Annotated in this window: 11 protein-coding genes; 10 read left to right on the top strand and 1 reads right to left on the bottom strand. The window is 65.4% G+C overall.

Annotation, left to right across the window (positions count from 1 at the left end):
* The first annotated feature begins 11 nt into the window (after positions 1-11).
* The 9 genes from HRU71_09485 to HRU71_09445 all read left to right on the top strand — a co-directional run bounded on the left by HRU71_09485 (position 12) and on the right by HRU71_09445 (position 14,490).
* The gene (locus HRU71_09485; protein QOJ03701.1) at positions 12-6,941 is read left to right on the top strand and encodes a type I polyketide synthase; all 6,930 of its coding nucleotides are present in this window, start codon (positions 12-14) and stop codon (positions 6,939-6,941) included.
* A gap of 101 nt (positions 6,942-7,042) precedes the next feature.
* Positions 7,043-8,044, top strand: a complete 1,002-nt coding sequence (locus HRU71_09480) for a diaminopimelate epimerase (protein QOJ04973.1) — start codon at positions 7,043-7,045, stop codon at positions 8,042-8,044.
* Positions 8,041-8,541 carry a 2-C-methyl-D-erythritol 2,4-cyclodiphosphate synthase gene (ispF, locus tag HRU71_09475; GenBank protein QOJ03700.1) on the top strand — a complete coding sequence of 167 codons (501 nt, stop codon included), beginning with the start codon at positions 8,041-8,043 and terminating at the stop codon, positions 8,539-8,541. The genes HRU71_09480 and ispF overlap by 4 nt, the downstream gene beginning before the upstream one ends.
* Positions 8,542-8,669: 128 nt before the next feature.
* Entirely contained in the window at positions 8,670-10,178 is a 1,509-nt protein-coding gene (locus HRU71_09470) for a cysteine--tRNA ligase (GenBank protein QOJ03699.1), read from the top strand.
* Positions 10,175-10,813, top strand: a complete 639-nt coding sequence (locus HRU71_09465) for a crossover junction endodeoxyribonuclease RuvC (protein ID QOJ04972.1) — start codon at positions 10,175-10,177, stop codon at positions 10,811-10,813. The genes HRU71_09470 and HRU71_09465 overlap by 4 nt, the downstream gene beginning before the upstream one ends.
* A 6-nt stretch (positions 10,814-10,819) precedes the next feature.
* Entirely contained in the window at positions 10,820-11,452 is a 633-nt protein-coding gene (locus HRU71_09460) for a Holliday junction DNA helicase RuvA (protein QOJ03698.1), read from the top strand.
* Between the two features lie 93 nt (positions 11,453-11,545).
* Complete coding sequence (gene ruvB / locus HRU71_09455) at positions 11,546-12,613, top strand: Holliday junction branch migration DNA helicase RuvB (protein ID QOJ03697.1); 1,068 nt, start codon at positions 11,546-11,548, stop codon at positions 12,611-12,613.
* Between the two features lie 191 nt (positions 12,614-12,804).
* Positions 12,805-13,431 carry an NYN domain-containing protein gene (locus HRU71_09450; protein ID QOJ03696.1) on the top strand — a complete coding sequence of 209 codons (627 nt, stop codon included), beginning with the start codon at positions 12,805-12,807 and terminating at the stop codon, positions 13,429-13,431.
* Positions 13,432-13,452: 21 nt separating this feature from the next.
* Positions 13,453-14,490: a metallophosphoesterase gene (locus HRU71_09445; protein QOJ03695.1), complete on the top strand. Its 1,038-nt coding sequence runs from the start codon at positions 13,453-13,455 to the stop codon at positions 14,488-14,490.
* 58 nt (positions 14,491-14,548) lie between these two features.
* Here HRU71_09445 and HRU71_09440 read toward each other — a convergent pair whose 3' ends face one another.
* Positions 14,549-14,887 (bottom strand): STAS domain-containing protein, encoded by a 339-nt coding sequence (locus tag HRU71_09440; protein ID QOJ03694.1) that lies wholly within the window; start codon positions 14,885-14,887, stop codon positions 14,549-14,551.
* Between the two features lie 141 nt (positions 14,888-15,028).
* On the opposite strand from HRU71_09440, the gene HRU71_09435 reads away from it, so the two are divergent.
* A complete protein-coding gene (locus tag HRU71_09435; GenBank protein QOJ03693.1) occupies positions 15,029-16,489 on the top strand; it encodes a hypothetical protein in 1,461 nt (486 codons plus the stop codon).
* Positions 16,490-16,566 lie beyond the last annotated feature (77 nt).

The following is a 16,566-nucleotide window of genomic DNA, read 5'->3' as shown; positions in this document are numbered from 1 at the left end:
ATGACGAAACCATGAGTGCTTCGGTCCCGATTGCAATTGTCGGCATCGGCGGCGTCTTCCCCGGCGCGGCGTCGCTCGCCGATTTCTGGCGCAACATCGTGCAGCGCACCGATGCCGCGCGCGAGGTGCCGCCCGGTCGATGGATTCTCGATCCGAAGGATGCCCTGGCCGACGGACCCGCGCCCGACAAAGTCTATTCGCTTCGCGCGTGTTACGTCGAGAATTTTCGCCTTGATCCGCGCGGGCTGACGCTTGCTCCCGACCTGCGCGAAGCGCTGGAGCGACTTGATCCGCTCTACCACTTCGTGCTGCATGCGGGCCGCGACGCACTGGAGGACGCCGCGCCGGCCAGCCGACCAGTCGATCGCGCACGCACTGGCGTGATCCTCGCCGCCATCGCCCTGCCCACCGACGGCGCGTCGGCCATCACGCGCGAAATCATCGGCCGGGCGTTCGCACAAAGCGTCCTCGGGCGCGCCGCGGACACGGTGATTCCATCGAGCGAATCGCCGCACCCATTGAACGCCGCCGCCGTCGGCCTGCCCGCCGCGCTGCTGGGTGAAGCCCTCGGCCTGGGTGGTTGTGCCTACACGCTCGATGCGGCCTGCGCGTCGTCGCTATATGCGCTCAAGCTCGCGTGCGAGGAACTGGCGTCCGGGCGCGCCGACGCGATGTTGGCCGGCGGCGTGTCGCGCCCCGAATGCCTCTATACGCAGATGGGCTTCTCGCAATTGCGGGCGTTGTCGGCAAGCGGACGTTGCGCGCCGTTCGATGAATCCGCCGATGGGCTGGTCGTCGGCGAAGGCGCGGGGATCGTCCTGTTGAAGCGGCTGAACGACGCCCGTCGCGACGGCGACCGCATCTACGCCGTCATTCGCGGGATCGGCCTGTCCAACGATATCGGCGGCAGCCTGCTCGCGCCCGACAGCGAGGGGCAGCTTCGCGCGATGCGCGCTGCTTACGAGCAGGCGGGCTGGTCGCCGGCGGATCTTGACCTTGTTGAGTGCCACGGAACCGGCACGCCCGCGGGGGATGCCGTCGAGCTGGCGTCGCTGCGCACGCTGTGGGCCGATGTGCCGGGGTCGCAAGCGCCCGTGCCGATCGGATCGGTCAAGTCCAACGTCGGGCATTTGCTGACTGCGGCCGGAGCGGCCGGGCTGATCAAGGTGCTGCTCGCGATGCGCGAGGGCGTGCTGCCGCCTTCTGCGAACTTCACGCGCGCCTCGCCGAACAGCCCGCTTGCCGATTCGCCGTTTCGCGTGCTCGCCGCGCCCGAGCCTTGGAATCGCCGCGCGGAACCGACGCCGCGTCGCGCGGCCGTCAGCGCCTTCGGCTTCGGCGGCATTAACGCGCATGTGCTGATCGAGGAAGACGTCGTCGAGGCCGCTCCGGTTCTCGCCGGGTCAATCGCCGCGACGCCTGCGATTGAACCGCCCGTTGCCATCGTCGGTATGGACGCGCGATTCGGGCGGTGCGAATCCCTCGACGCATTCACCCGCGCGATGTTCTTAGACGATCCAGCAGCACGCGATGCGACCGCGCGGACGCGACCGCCCAATCGCTGGCGCGGCGTGGAAGATTATCTCGACCACCTTGTTCGCGAAGGGCTTGCGCGATCGGCCGCGCGCGGCGCTTACCTGCGCGACCTCGATATTTCCATCAAGCGTTACCACATTCCGCCGGCGGAGTTGCCCGAGATTCTGCCGCAGCAGCTCGTCATGCTTGAATCCGTCGCCGCCGCGCTGGCCGATGCGAAGATGCCGATGCGCGGCCGCCGACCTCGCACGGCGGCGCTGGTCGGCATGGCGCTGGATTTCGAGACCACGAACTTTCACCTGCGCTGGTGGCTCGCGGGGCAGGTGCGCCGCTGGGCGGAGGCCCTGGGGCTAACGCTGGATGAAGAGCAGCTCGAATCGTGGCTGGACGAGCTGCGCAACGCCACCGGTCCGGCGTTAAACGCGCCGCGAACCGTCGGCGCGCTGGGTGGCATGATCGCCAGCCGCATTGCGCGGGAGTTCCAGTTTGGGGGGCCGTGCTTTGCGGTCTCATGCGAGGAAGCGTCGGGCCTGCGAGCGGTGGAGATCGCCGCGCGAATGTTGCAGCGCGGCGAAATTGATGCCGCAGTCGCGGGAGCCGTCGATCTGGCCGGCGACGTGCGCGCCGCCTGGGCGACGACGCAATCACGGCGTGATACCAGTGAAGACCCGAAGCCAGTAGCCGAAGGCGCGGCAACCGTCGTGCTCAAGCGCCTGGACGATGCCGAGCGAGACGGCGATCGTGTTTACGCATTGTTGACCGAATTTTCCTCCGCGCGCGCCCAGGGTACCTGGCCCGCCCAACGAGCCGCAGGCTTCAGCCCGCGCGGCGCGTGGAGCGTGAGCGCCGCGCACGGTGCCGCCGGCGCTGCCACGGGCATGGCCTCACTCGTTCGTGCCGCGCTGGCGCTGCACCACAAGACCCTTCCATCCGGCTCGCTCAATCTCGCCGATCCTTCGCGCTGCCTGGCGCGGCCGATTCATTGGTCGCACGATCGTGCGGAAGGCCCTCGCCGCGCGCTCGCTTCGGCCTCGTCGCCGCTCGGGGAATCCATCGCGATTTTGCTGGAAGAGCCTGTCCGACCGGAGTACGCGGCGACCGCGCCTCGGCCGATTTGCACGATCGCGCCGGCGATCTTCGGCCTGTGCGCTGCTTCGGCGACGGAACTTCTCGCGCAACTGGACGAGCTGGCGCAGATCGCGGCGCAAGCCGGGAACGATGTGCATCTTGCCGCCCGTCAATGGTTCGCTCGCACAGACCCCGCTGCGCGCGCCAAGCCGATCTCCGTGACCGACGACATTCGAAGGCTCGCCTTGGTCGCCTCGGATGCACCGGCGATTCACCGGGCGGTCGACGCCGCTCGGGCTGCGCTGTCGCGCGATGCCGACGCCGCGCTCGACGGGCGCGATGGCGTTTATTACGCACCCGCCGCACATCGCCGCGCGAGCGATATCGCGTTCGTCTATCCCGGTTCCGGCAATCACTACCTCGGCATGGGCAGCGCGTTGCTTAACGCGTTCCCGTCGGCGCTCGCCGCTCTGGAGCGCGATTCCCAGCGCGCCGCCTCGCTAATGATGATCGACTGGTTCGCGCCGTGGCGTTTCTCCGACGACGCCGCGCAGCGGGAATTCGAGCGTAAGATCTCCGCCGATCTGCGCCGTCCGATCTTCGGACAGGTCGGCTTCGGCATGGCGGTCACGGATCTGCTGGCGGCCTTCGGGGTTCGCCCTCGCGCCGTCATCGGCTACAGCCTCGGCGAATCGGTCGGCCTCTTTGCCTCGCGCGCATGGCGAACGCCCGATGAGATGCTTCGCCGGATGTCGGCGTCGCCACTGTTTGGTTCGGAGTTAGGCCCGCCCTATGACGCCCTGCGCCGAAGTTGGGGGCTGCCGGGTGACCTGGAAATCGACTGGCGCGCGGTCGTTGTGCCGCGATCTGCCGACGCCGTGCGCAAGGCGCTGGTCGAATCCGAGCGCGAGGGCCGGCCGCTCCGTGCGCGACTGCTGATCGTCAACACGCCCGACGAGTGCGTCATTGGCGGCCTGCGCCCGGACGTGGATGCCGCGATGAAGGCACTTCGCTGCCGCGGGGTCGCGCTGGCCGGCGTGCCGGCGGTGCATTGCGACGCGGCGAAATCGGTCGAGCAGGCGTATCGCGATATTCATTTGCTTGACGCAACTCCACCGGCCGGCGTGCGCTTTTACAGCGCGGCGGCGGCCGCGCCGTACGAAGTGACGCGTGCCAGCGCCGCCGAATCCATCACGCGCCAAGCGATGGCAGGCTTCGACTTTCCCGCGCTCATTGAACGAGCCTGGTCCGACGGCGTGCGCCGATTCATCGAAATCGGTCCGCTGGCCTCCTGCACGCGGATGATCGGCCGCACACTGGCCGATCGACCCCACTGGGCGCGGTCGGCCGTGCCGCGCGGCGAGGACGAAGTCGGCGAGTTCATTCACCTGCTGGCGTCGCTTTACACGGAGGGCGTGCCGATTGACTTCAGGCCATTGTTTGAATCAGACGGCGCCCCAATCCATCGGCAACGAATCGAGTCGGTCACGTCTCGCCCTGACACGACGGTTCGCGTTCCGGTCGGCGTACGGCTGGGCAAGCCGCGATTGCCGACGGCTCGCCGTCTCGCCGCGCCGGCCCTGGTCGCGACCGCGGAAACCCGTGAGAGGGCGTCGTCGTTTTCCGCGCCGTGCGATGCGGGGTTGATCGCGTCCCATCGCGACGTGACCCATGCCGCGTCGCAAGCGCACGAGACCTTTCTGCGATTCTCGCGCACCGCCATGGACGACTATGCGCGTCTGCTCGCTGGTTCTTCGCAACTTCGCGACGAGCAGGGACCGTCTTCCGTTTCGACCGCGGCGTGGCGCTCCCCGACGGACGCAGCAGCGACAAGCACGCCGCCTCCGCTGCTGGATCGCGCCAAGTGTCTTGAATTCGCCGTCGGCCGCGCCGCGAACGTCCTCGGCCCCGAGTTCGCCGTCGTCGACACCTACCCCGTCCGCGTGCGCCTGCCCGACGAGCCGCTCATGCTCGTCGACCGAATCCTCGAAATCGAAGGCGAGAAAGGCTCGCTCACGCACGGCCGCGTTGTCACCGAGCACGATGTGTTGCCCGGCGCGTGGTACCTCGACGGCGATCGCGCACCGATCAGCATCACCGTCGAAGCAGGCCAGGCCGATCTCTTTCTCTCCGGCTACCTCGGCATTGATTTCGTAGCGAAGGGCGTTCGCGCGTATCGCCTGCTCGACGCGACGGTCACCTTTCACCGTGGCCTGCCTCGGCCCGGCGAGACGATCCGTTACGACATCACCATCGATCGCTTCGTCCGCCAGGGCGAGACGTATCTGTTCTTCTTCCGGTTCGACGGCACGATTGACGGGCAGACCGTTCTCACCATGCGCGACGGCTGCGCCGGTTTCTTCACGGCGCAGGAGATCGAAAACTCGCACGGCATTGTGTTGACCGCAGAAGACAAAGCACCGTCGGGCGGCCGCGTCGCCGGCGGCTTTGCCCCGCTCGTGTCGCAAGAGGCGCCGCAGTCGTTCGGCGACGCGCAACTCGAAGCACTGCGGCGCGGCGATCTGGCCGGTTGTTTCGGCGCGCCGTTTGATTCGCTGTCGCTCCGCGATCCACTGCGACTGCCCGACGGGCGCATGACGCTCATTCATCGCGTAACGACGCTCGATCTGTGCGGCGGGCGCTTTGGGTTGGGTCTCGTCATCGCCGAGGCCGACGTGCAGCCCGACGATTGGTATCTGACGTGCCACTTTGTGGATGACCTGGTCATGCCCGGCACGCTGATGTACGAATGCTGCGTGCACACGCTGCGGTTTTTCCTGCTGCGGCTCGGCTGGGTCGGCGAGCGCGACGGCGTCTGCTACGAGCCGATTCCCGGCATCGCCAGCGCCCTGCGATGTCGCGGTCCCGTCACGCCGAGAACGCGAACCGTGCGATACGAATTGCATGTCAAAGAGATCGGCTATCGCGCCGAGGCCGACGGCGCGCAGACACCGTACGTGCTCGCCGATGCGCTCCTGTATGCTGACGAAAAACGCATCGTGCGCATGGATAACATGTCGTTGCAGGTCACGGGCCTTTCGCGCAAGCGAATTGAATCGACGTGGGAGCGATCACGCGTGGCGCCGACCTTGAAGCGCGCGCCGTCCTCAAAACCGACGGACCGCAATCCGTCGACTCCAATCGCGAAACCGCGTCGCCGCGCCGCGATCTACGACACCGATCGCATCCTCGCTTTCGCCATCGGCAAACCCTCGGACGCATTCGGCGAGCCGTACGCCGTCTTCGATTCAAAGCGACGCATCGCACGCCTGCCGGGACCGCCGTATCACTTTCTTGATCGCATCGTCGACATCGAGCCGCCGCCGTGGGTCCTGGAGCCGGGCGGCTGGATCACGGCCGAGTACGATGTGCCCATCGCGGACGACGCTGCGCCGCAACCCGGCGCATGGTACGTCGCAGCAAATCGACAACGCGCGATGCCCTTCGCCGTGCTGCTCGAAATCGCTTTGCAACCCTGCGGCTGGCTTGCCGCCTATTGCGGATCCGCACTGACCAGCGATGTCGATTTGAGCTTCCGCAATCTCGGCGGCCGCGCGGTGCAGCACATGGAGGTTTTAGCAGAGCCGGCCACGCTCACGACGCGCGTGCGCATGACCAGCGTCTCCCGCGCCGGCGGCATGATTATTCAGAAATTCGATTTCGAGATGCGCCGTGGCGATGAGTTGATTTACTCCGGCGATACGTCGTTTGGCTTCTTCTCGGCCGCAGCGCTCGCACAGCAGGTCGGCATCCGCGACGCCGCCGCGCGACGATTCATTCCCACCGCGGCACAACTCGCCGCCGGCCGCGCGCCGTTTGATCTCCCCGATGATCCGCCCTTCACGCCGGATGATGCGGTCAAGACTCGTGGCGATCTCGGCGAAGGCCTCGCACTGCCCGGCCGCGCTTTTCGCATGATCGACCGCATCGATGCCCTGCTGCTCGATGGCGGACCGCACGGTCTGGGCTATGTCGCAGGCTCGACGACGGTCGATCCTTCGGCATGGTTCTTCAAGGCTCACTTTTACCAGGATCCGGTCTGGCCCGGCTCGCTGGGGCTGGAATCCTTCCTGCAATTGCTCAAAGTATATGCCCGCGATCGCTGGCCGGAGCTGGCTCACACCCATCGCTTCGAATCCATCGCCATCGGCCTGCCCCACGAATGGCAATATCGCGGCCAGATCATCCCGCGAAACAAGCACGTCGAAGTCACCGCCGCCATCACCCGCCGCGAGAACGGCCCCGCGCCGCTGCTTGTGGCCGACGGGTTTTTGAGCGTGGACGGGATTATCATCTACGAGATGAAGCACTTCGGCATTCGTGCCGTGCCGATGTAGTGAAGGGCCATGCGCGGCTTGAACCAGCTCGGATGGCCTGGTCGCGGCGTCTGGCAGCCAGGTTGCGGGTTTGCGATTCTGACCACAACGACAAGATGACGATCCCCTTCACCAAGATGCACGGCCTCGGAAACGACTACGTATACGTAGACGCGTTCCGTCATCCGATCCCCGTCGAGCGGCACGCGCCGCTGGCGCGCGCCGTGAGCGACCGCCATCGCGGCATCGGTTCGGACGGTCTCATTCTGATCGGCCCGCCGAGGCCTGGTGTTGCCGCCGATGTGCGCATGGAAATGTACAACGCCGACGGTTCGCGCGGCGAAATGTGCGGCAACGGCATCCGCTGCGTTGCGAAGTACGCCATCGAGCACGGCTTGGCGGGGCGGGAACAAGGCGGCGGCGACGCGCGAACGATCTGCATCGAGACCGACCGCGGCGTGCTGGAGACGACTTGTTTTCTGCGCGGCGGTCGCGTTGAGCGCGTGCGCGTGGACATGGGTCCGCCGATTCTCAACCCGCGCGACATTCCCGTGGCCGCGCCGGGCGAGTGCTGCATCCAACAACCGCTGCAAGTCGGTGAGCAGCGCCTCACCATGACCTGCGTCTCGATGGGCAATCCGCATGCGGTCTTCTTTGTCGAGGATGTCGCCGCGGTTGATCTCACGCACATCGGCCCGCTCATTGAACGGCACGCGGCTTTTCCCAATCGCGTTAACGCGCACTTCGCACAGCTCCTCTCGCGGCGCGAAGCCATCATGCGCACCTGGGAGCGCGGCAGCGGCATCACGCAGGCCTGCGGCACCGGCGCCTGCGCCGTCCTCGTCGCCGGCGTGCTGGAAGATCGCCTCGACACCACGGCACTGCTTCATCTGCCCGGCGGCGATCTGGAGATCGAATGGTTGCGCGATAGCGCGACAAGTCCGAGCCGCCACAGCCGTGCGGCGGATCGCCCGTCTGCATTTCCGGGCCATGACTGGCCCGGTTCGGACGCGAGCGATGAATCCAATCCAGGCGTCAATATTCACGGCCACGTATTCAAGACCGGGCCGGCTGTCGAAGTCTTCAGCGGCGTCTGGAACGATTTGGAGGACACGACGCCATGAGCGATCCCGTCATTCATCGCGTCGGCATCGGCACCGATTTGCACCGCCTCGCGCCGGGCGGCCCGCTCACACTCGGCGGTCTCAAGCTGCCCATTGACCAGCACCTCGTCGGCCACAGCGACGCCGACCTCGTCCTCCACGCCATCACCGACGCCATCCTCGGTGCGGCCGGCCTGCCTGATATCGGCGAACACTTCCCCGACACCGACCCGACGAACGCCGCTGCGGACAGCACGCGATTCCTCGCGCACGCCCTCACCGCCGCCGCCGCGAAGGGATTCGCGCCGGTCAACGTCGATGTTGTCCTGCACGCCGAGCGGCCCAGGCTCTCGCCGCATAAGGCTGTGCTTCGCGCAAACGTCGCCGCGCTGCTTGGCATCCCCGAGGAGCGCGTCGCCATCAAAGCGAAGACAAACGAAGGCCTCGACGCCATCGGTCGCGGCGATGCAATGGGCTGCATCTGCGTGGTCGGCATGACGCGCCGCGCCGGCGCGTAAGCGCTTCCACGCATTGCGCCGCCTCGTTATCCTGTACCCCGCTGTCCGGCGGGCGGAACGGCCGACAACAGGCGGCATGGCCGCGGCCCCCGGCGGCCACGCTGGAACAAAACGAGAACACACGCCACATGACGCTACGTGTCTACAACACGCTCTCCGGCGAGAAGGAGCTTTTCGAGCCGGTCATCCCCGGCTTCGTCAGCATCTACCTGTGCGGCCCAACGGTCTACAAACCCGCGCACATCGGCCACGCCGTCGGCCCCGTCATCTTCGATGTCATCAAACGCTATCTCACCTACAAGGGTTACAAGGTCACCTGGGTGGTCAACGTCACCGACGTGGAGGACAAGCTCATCGCCCAGGCCGCCCAGCAGGGCACGACCGTCATGCAACTGGCCCGCAGCCTCGAGCAGCAATACGTGGAAGTGCTGAACACGCTCGGCGTCCGCGCGATCGATCACATGCCCCGCGCCAGCGAGCACATCGCCGAGATCATCGCGCACATTGAACAACTCATCGCCAGGGGCGCCGCTTACGTCGTCGAGGGCGACGTGTATTTCGACGTGAGCAAGGACGCCGACTACGGCAAGCTATCGCGCCGCAAGGCCGAAGAGCAGCACGCCGGCACGCGCGAAGGACTCGTCCGCGGCGGCAAACGCAACCCCGGCGATTTCGCCCTGTGGAAAGCCGCCAAGCCCGAAGAACCCGACGACGTGAAATACGACTCGCCCTGGGGCAAGGGCCGCCCGGGCTGGCACATCGAATGCTCCGCCATGGCGATGAAATACCTCGGTGAGACGTTCGACATTCACGGCGGCGGCATGGACCTCAAGTTCCCGCATCATGAAAACGAAATCGCGCAGGCCGAATCCGCGACGTGCAAACCCTTCGCGCGCTTCTGGCTGCACCACGGCCTGACGCGTTTCAACACCAAAAAAATCTCCAAGAGCGATCCCGAGTTCGAGAAGGTCATGGCGTCGCTGCAACTGGTAAACCTGCTCAAGCAGCACCCGCCGGAGCTGCTGCGCTTGCTCATTCTCCAATCGCAGTACCGCTCGCCGATTGATTTCTCCGATGCGACGCTCGAAGCCGCTCGCACCGGTCTGTCCACGTTCTATCGCCTCCTCGAGCGACTGCGCCGCGCGACCGAACACGACCCCTATCAGCCAGCAGGCGGCATCGATCGTCTCAACGAGCCGGCGCTGCAAGGACCGTCGCTCGCGCTCATCGACGACCTGCTCCAGGCGCGCATCCGCTTCCTCGAAGCCATGGACGATGACTTCAACACCGCCGGCGCGATCGGCGTTCTGTTCGACATGGCCGGCCTGATCAATCGCTTTCTCGACGCGACGCGGCTGGAGACAAACAAAGACAAATCCGCTCGCGGCATCGCCATCGCCGCTGCGGGGACCTTCATCACGCTCGGCCGATTGCTCGGTCTGTTCGAGCAGCCCCCGGCCGCCAAGTCCGTCGGCGACGACAAGACGGCCAAATTGGTCGAGCTGCTGATCGAGGTGCGCAATCAGGCGCGGCAGGCCAAACAGTTTCAAATCGCCGACCATGTGCGCAATCAACTGACGGCCCTGGGCATCACGCTCGAAGATCGACCGGACGGAACCCTATGGCGACTCGAATGACCGCCGCGCGGCCCCGTGCCCGGCGCGCCGCCGCGCCGCTCGGACGCGGTTCGCCCATCGGAACGCCCCGGCTGTTCCTCGGTGTCGATCCCGGTCTGAATTGCACCGGCTACGCGATTCTCGCGGCATCGCCCGGCTCGTTCGCGCCGCGCGTCGTCGATGCGGGGGTCATTCGCACCGCCGCAGACCGGCCGCTCGCCGAGCGCCTGGCTGAAATCGACGCAGGCATCCGTGAGATTCTGGCGGAACACGCGGTGTGCCTCGTCGCCGTCGAGGAGCTTTACGCGCACTACAAGCACCCGCGCACCGCGATTCTGATGGGCCATGCGCGCGGCGCGATCCTGCTCGCCGCCGCTCGCCGCGGTCTCTCGGTCGCCAGCCTCCCCGCAACAGCCGTCAAAAAGACACTCACCGGCAACGGCCACGCGAGCAAGATTCAGATGCAACGCGCGATCGCGTCCACGTTCAGGCTTCGCCGGCTGCCCGAACCGGCCGACATCGCCGACGCGATGGCCATTGCGTGGTGCGCCGCGATGAACGACCCGCTGCGAGACGAAGGCCGCGCGTCAAAGACGCGCCCAACGATCGCGGCGACCAGCCGAGACCGCGGCAAGCGCCACGCGACAGGAGTCTGACCGGACATGATCGTCAAACTGCGCGGCACACTCACCGACGCCAACGACGAGTCCGTCGTCCTCGAGCAAGACGGTCTCGCCCGCGAGGTGCTGGTGCCGGCCTATGCCCTGCCGGAACTGGCCGCGTCGCGCGGCGAATCGATTCAGCTTCACACGCTGGAATACCTCGAAGGCAACGCAGCCGGGGGAAACCTGACGCCGCGCATGATCGGCTTCCTGCACGCCGAGGACCGCGCGTTTTTCCGCCAGCTTATCACCGTCAAGGGCGTCGGCGTGCGCAAGGCGCTTCGTGCGCTGGCAGCCCCCGCCGCGCAGATCGCCGCGTACATTGAGTCGGGCGATGCCGCATCACTGGCACGCTTGCCCGGCATCGGCAAGCGCATGGCCGAGCAGATCATCGCCGAACTGCGCGGCAAGCTGCGCGAGCACGCGCTCGCCGCCGGCACCGTGCCCCCGGCGGCACAAGGCCCGTTCACACCGCCGCAGCGCGACGCGATCGAAATCATCGTCGCCTGGGGCGACAGCCGTGCCGACGCCGAGCGGTGGATCGCCCGCGCCGCGCAGCTTCACGGCGACATCGCCACGCCGGACGAATGGGTCAAAGCCGCCTATCGCATCCGTGCCGGCGCGGAACGCTGACGCGCCGTCCTCTCTCTCCCTCGCAGAGAGAGCGCTTGGCCGAAAGCCCGGCGAACCGTTCACCGAATACCTGTTTCGTGTTACGCTTTCCCCATGCCGCGCGAACGAATCATCTCCGCCGAAGCTGCCGACGACGCCCGCGAGGAGACGGTCAATTGGGCGCTTCGCCCACGCCGGCTCGACGAGTGCATCGGCCAGCGCCAGGTGATCGAGCAACTTCGCATCGCCCTCGCCGCCGCGACGAAGCGTCGCGAACCGCTCGAACACGTCCTGCTCGATGGCCCACCCGGCCTGGGCAAGACCACTCTTGCCCACGTCATCTCCGAGGAGATGGGCGTCGCCGATCGCATCCGCGTCACCAGCGGCCCGGCCATCACGCGCCAGGGCGAACTGATGAGCACGCTCACCAACCTCGACGAGGGCGACGTGCTGTTCATCGACGAGATTCACCGGCTGAACACGGTTGTCGAAGAATTTCTCTATCCCGCGATGGAGGACTTCCGCGTCGATTACACCATCGAGGGAGGCCTCGGCGGGCGCACCGTGAACTTTCAACTCAAGCGGTTCACGCTCATCGGCGCGACGACCCGCGCCGGGATGCTCTCCGCGGCGCTGCGCGATCGCTTCGGCCTGCGCTATCACCTCGACTTTTACTCGGCGGACGATTTGGTGGAGATTCTCCGCCGCTCGGCCGAGAAGCTGGATGCACCGGCCGAGCCCGGCGCGCTGGCGGCGCTGGCGGCGCGCTCGCGCGGCACGCCGCGCGTGGCCAATCGCCTGCTGCGCCGGGCGCGCGACTATGCGCAGGTGCGGGCCAATGGAAAGTTAAGCGCGGCCGTCGTGCAACAGGCCCTGGCCATCGAGGAGATCGACGAGCTGGGGCTGGACAAGCTCGACCGGGCGTTTCTGGCGGCGCTGATCGACGTTTACAAGTGCGGCCCGGCCGGAATCGAGGCCCTCGCCGCCACGATGGGACAGGATCGTGACACGCTGGAAGACGTGGTCGAGCCGTTTCTGCTCCAGATCGGCTTCGTCACGCGCACGCGCCAGGGCCGCTGCGCGACGCAGGCCGCCTGCCTGCACCTGAAACGGCCGTACACGCCGGCGCAGATCGCATCGGGGGCTGCATCGAACGAAACCGCGCCGTTGTTTGATGCGTGAGGCCGTCGCAGGGTGCGTCCCGGGCGCATCCTGCATATTGGATTGATGGCCATGAATGGATCGACTTGACAAATCGAGAACGCGGTGTATGATCCAGCAGGATTACAAACGACTCCCCGGCTACACGCCGGTTGGGCAGCCTACATGGCTGCCTGTTTTTTTGGGCTGCCGGCATTATCCTCGTATGTGTCATGGGTCGCCGAAGCATCATCTACATTGACGGTTTCAATTTTTACTATGGCGCGGTCCGAGGAACAACGGACAAATGGCTGAACATTCAGAGGTTGTGCGAGCGATTGCGCCAGGACGACGATATCCAAACCATCAAGTATTTTACGGCCATCGTGAGCGGACCTACACAAGCCAACCAGTTGGTTTACTTACGGGCCCTAGCAACATGCCCGAAGGTTCATATCGTTCTCGGCAAGTTCAAAAACAAGAATCTGACCTGCCGAGTAGCATCTTGTACATACAGCGGCCCAAGGCGATACGTAGCAGCGGAAGAAAAACGCACCGACGTGAGCATCGCCGTCCATTTGGTCGATGACGCATACCAAGACGCTGCGGATCGCTTTGTCGTCATCAGCGGAGACTCGGACCTAGTACCCGCGCTGAATTTCACCAAGCTTCGGTTCCCCAAAAAGCAACTCATTGTCTATGTGCCGACTCGAAATGCTGCACGCGGCGCGGCCGTAGAACTACGTTCGGCGGCGGATAAGAACAGGACGTTTCCTTTGGCTTTGTTGCCGCGTTGCCAGTTCCCGGTCACGTTGCCTGACGGCCACGGCGGAACAATCACCAAGCCGTCAGCGTGGTAACAAAATAGCTGGAACCATCGGATGCCACAGAAGCCAACTCGACGCGATTTACTGAAGACCGCCGTCGCCGGTGCTGCGACCGCCGCGCTTGATCCGTTCGCACCGATCGCGCGGGCGATGGAATTGACCGGCGCGGGGGGAAACGGCGATCAAACCGGTGCACCGCGAGGGAGCGCCACCGCCTCCCGACCGCAGGCGTTTCGGTTTGTCCACTTCACTGACATCCACGTCACCACCGAGCGGCGCGGCGACCAGGGCTTCGCCGCCGCGCTGAAAGCCGCCAACAATCTCAAACCCCGGCCCGATTTCATTCTCACCGGCGGCGATCTCATCTGGGACGCGCTGGAGGTCGACCGCGAAAAGGCCCACGCGCAGTTCGCGCTCTTCAAGAAAATCCTCGACGACCACACCGACCTGCCCGTGTATCACACCATCGGCAACCATGACATCCTCGGCTGGTCGGAAAAGAGCGGCCTCAAACCCGACGCCGCCGGCTACGGCAAGGCGCTGTATGGCGACGAGCTGGGGCTGCCTCGAACGTGGCACACTTTTTCGCACAAAGGCTGGCGGTTCTTCTGTCTCGACAATCTCCAGCCCGGCGGCACGACCCGCTACCCCTACGAGGGCCGGCTTGACGATGAACAATTCGACTGGCTCAAGGCCGAATTCGCTGCGACCGACCCGGCCACGCCGATCATCCTTTGCGAGCACATCCCGACGGTCACCGCGACGCCCTACGGCCACGAACAGTTGATCGACGGCATCCACTGGAAGCTGCAAAACTCGCTCGTCTGCACCGATGGGCCCAAGCGCCTGCCGCTCTACCTGACGCGCAACGTTCAGTTGTGCCTGTCGGGGCACATTCACGAGCGCGACCGGTGCGAGCTGAACGGAATCACCTTCATCAACGACGGTGCGGTCTGCGCCGGCTGGTGGAAGGGATCGTACCGCGGCGTCGAGGAAGGCTTCGGCATCATCGACGTGCGGGCCGACGGTACATTTCTACATCAGTATTTTGATTACGGCTGGCAGGCGGTTAAGACCGGGCCGCGACCATGAGGCATGGGGTTCGCTCGGTCTTTGCGCTTCCGCGGGCCGCACTCCAACACCCGCCGCGCTAATCGTGCATCGCGCTGTCGACCGTCAACGCGGTCGTGAACACGCGGTGCAATTCGGAGAACTCGAGAATCTTCATGATGTTCTCCGGCGCGTCGGCCAGCACGAGCTTGCCGCCGGCTTCGTCCACCTTGCGGCGCAGCTTGAGCATCGCCCCCACCCCGGCGCTGCCGAGCATCTCCAGCCCGGACAGATCGAGGATGATTCGACCCGGCGCGGCCCCCAGCGCCGGAACCAACTCCTTGTCCAGCGTGTCCGTCTCCACGGAGCCGAACGTTCCCTTCAACCGCGCCACGAATCCCTTGTCGTGACGCCGCACCTGACATTGAAGCCCGCTCACGCTGCCAGCCTCCCGGCTCGAAGACCTTCCCGCACACGCGCGATGCCACATGAACTGCGGATTCCGCTTCCAGGCCCCGTTCTTTTCTGCGACGCGTCGCCGGGTTCGCCAAAGCAGGCAACAGCGAATAGGCTAACCAGTATGAGTACCGCGCTGCCGCCTGATTACGGCAATCCAACCGCAACCAGCGGCCCCGCAACAGCTCCGGTCCCTTCCCCTGGACTGGCCGCGCCGATCCATCGGCCAACGCCGCGCAGTCCCACGAAGGGGTATGCCTACGCGCTGCTCGCAACCGCCCTGGCCGTGATACCGCTGGCGATGCGCCGCTCGAGCGGGGGGTGGATTCTTGGCCGCTGGTCGCTTCCTTATTTTGTCATCCTGTGCACGGTCGGCGCAACGGTGCTGTTTGTGGGTCTGCTGCTGGCGCGGTTCGGCCGCCGAGCACTCTTCGCCCTGGCGCCGATAGCCGCGGCGGGCATCCTGGGCGCCGTGTGCACGGAGATCGGCGGACAACTCTACGCAGGCAGCCGTCCTGCACACGATGTGCTCTTTCTTCAGCCGGATCGCGATTTGGGCTGGATTCATGTGCCGGGCATGGAGCTGACCTGGGGCGGACACGAGTGGTACGCCATCGATTTCAGCGTCCCGATGAAGTTCAATTCGCAGGGCTTTCGGGATCGTGAGTGGGTCGAGTCGAAGCCCGCAGGCGTGACGCGAATCGCGCTGCTTGGTGATTCGATGGTTGAAGCAATGCAGGTGCCATGGGAGCAGACGGCCGGGCAGATGCTGGAGCGTGCGTTAAACGGAAAGTCTGCCGGCGTCGAATCCCCCGCCGGCGGTGTCCGACAATACGAAGTCCTCAATTTCGGCGTGTCGAATTACGGCGTGGGGCAATGTTTGATGACGTGGGAGCATCACGCCCGGCGCTATCAGCCGGATTATGTATTTGTCCTGGTCGCGGGATTTCACATGGTGCGGACGGTGACGGCCTACGAAGGTGGTGCGTTTCCAGGCCGCGAACAGGAACGGCTTTGGATTCGTCCGACGTTTTCACTGGAGGGGGCCGGGCTGGCGTTGCATCCCCCCGCCGACTATGAGCGGTTTGTCGATTTACAGCGCGCCCTGATCGAAGGCCCTTTCGGCGGACACCGGATCAAGCCAAAAGCCCGTCGTTCGTTTCTGCTCACGCGTGTCCTGGTTCCAGCTTACGAAGGGCTTGTACAGCTTCAGCAAAGGCGGCAGCGCGTCGCACGGCGCGAGGTAAGCGTGCCTGGCGAGGCCTTGGAACTGAACCTGCGTATCCTGACCGCACTGGGTCGCGCGGCGGACAAAGGCGGCGCGAAACTGGTTATAGTAGATATATGTAAATATTTTGATCGCGCGGATGCCCCCCTGTCGGCCCGGCTCGAGACCCTTTGCCGGGACGAGTCCTTGGGCTACGTCGATCTTGGGGAAGCGTTGATCCGCGCCAACGAGGCCGGCGAATCCACGCGCTGGCCGAGCGACATGCACTTCAACGAGCGGGGCAATCAAATTTTCGCTAACGCCATGCTGACTTGGCTTCTCGGAACGGGCGGCATTGCCGACAACAAAGGTCGCTAAAATGCTGCCGGTAGGTCCAATTTTCCTCGCAACGGCGGGGCCGCAGGAAGGCCCGAAAACGTCATGATTTGTACCGT

Source organism: Planctomycetia bacterium (genome assembly GCA_015200345.1).
GTDB lineage: Bacteria > Planctomycetota > Phycisphaerae > UBA1845 > UTPLA1 > PLA3.
This window is presented reverse-complemented; position numbering and strand designations above follow the sequence as displayed.

Excerpts from the sequence above, each read along its gene's own strand:
- HRU71_09485 (QOJ03701.1), top strand. The coding sequence starts at position 12 with ATGAGTGCTTCGGTCCCGATTGCAATTGTCGGCATCGGCGGCGTCTTC.
- ispF (QOJ03700.1), top strand. The coding sequence starts at position 8,041 with ATGAGCGATCCCGTCATTCATCGCGTCGGCATCGGCACCGATTTGCAC.
- HRU71_09470 (QOJ03699.1), top strand. The coding sequence starts at position 8,670 with ATGACGCTACGTGTCTACAACACGCTCTCCGGCGAGAAGGAGCTTTTC.
- HRU71_09465 (QOJ04972.1), top strand. The coding sequence starts at position 10,175 with ATGACCGCCGCGCGGCCCCGTGCCCGGCGCGCCGCCGCGCCGCTCGGA.
- HRU71_09460 (QOJ03698.1), top strand. The coding sequence starts at position 10,820 with ATGATCGTCAAACTGCGCGGCACACTCACCGACGCCAACGACGAGTCC.
- ruvB (QOJ03697.1), top strand. The coding sequence starts at position 11,546 with ATGCCGCGCGAACGAATCATCTCCGCCGAAGCTGCCGACGACGCCCGC.
- HRU71_09450 (QOJ03696.1), top strand. The coding sequence starts at position 12,805 with ATGGGTCGCCGAAGCATCATCTACATTGACGGTTTCAATTTTTACTAT.
- HRU71_09445 (QOJ03695.1), top strand. The coding sequence starts at position 13,453 with ATGCCACAGAAGCCAACTCGACGCGATTTACTGAAGACCGCCGTCGCC.
- HRU71_09435 (QOJ03693.1), top strand. The coding sequence starts at position 15,029 with ATGAGTACCGCGCTGCCGCCTGATTACGGCAATCCAACCGCAACCAGC.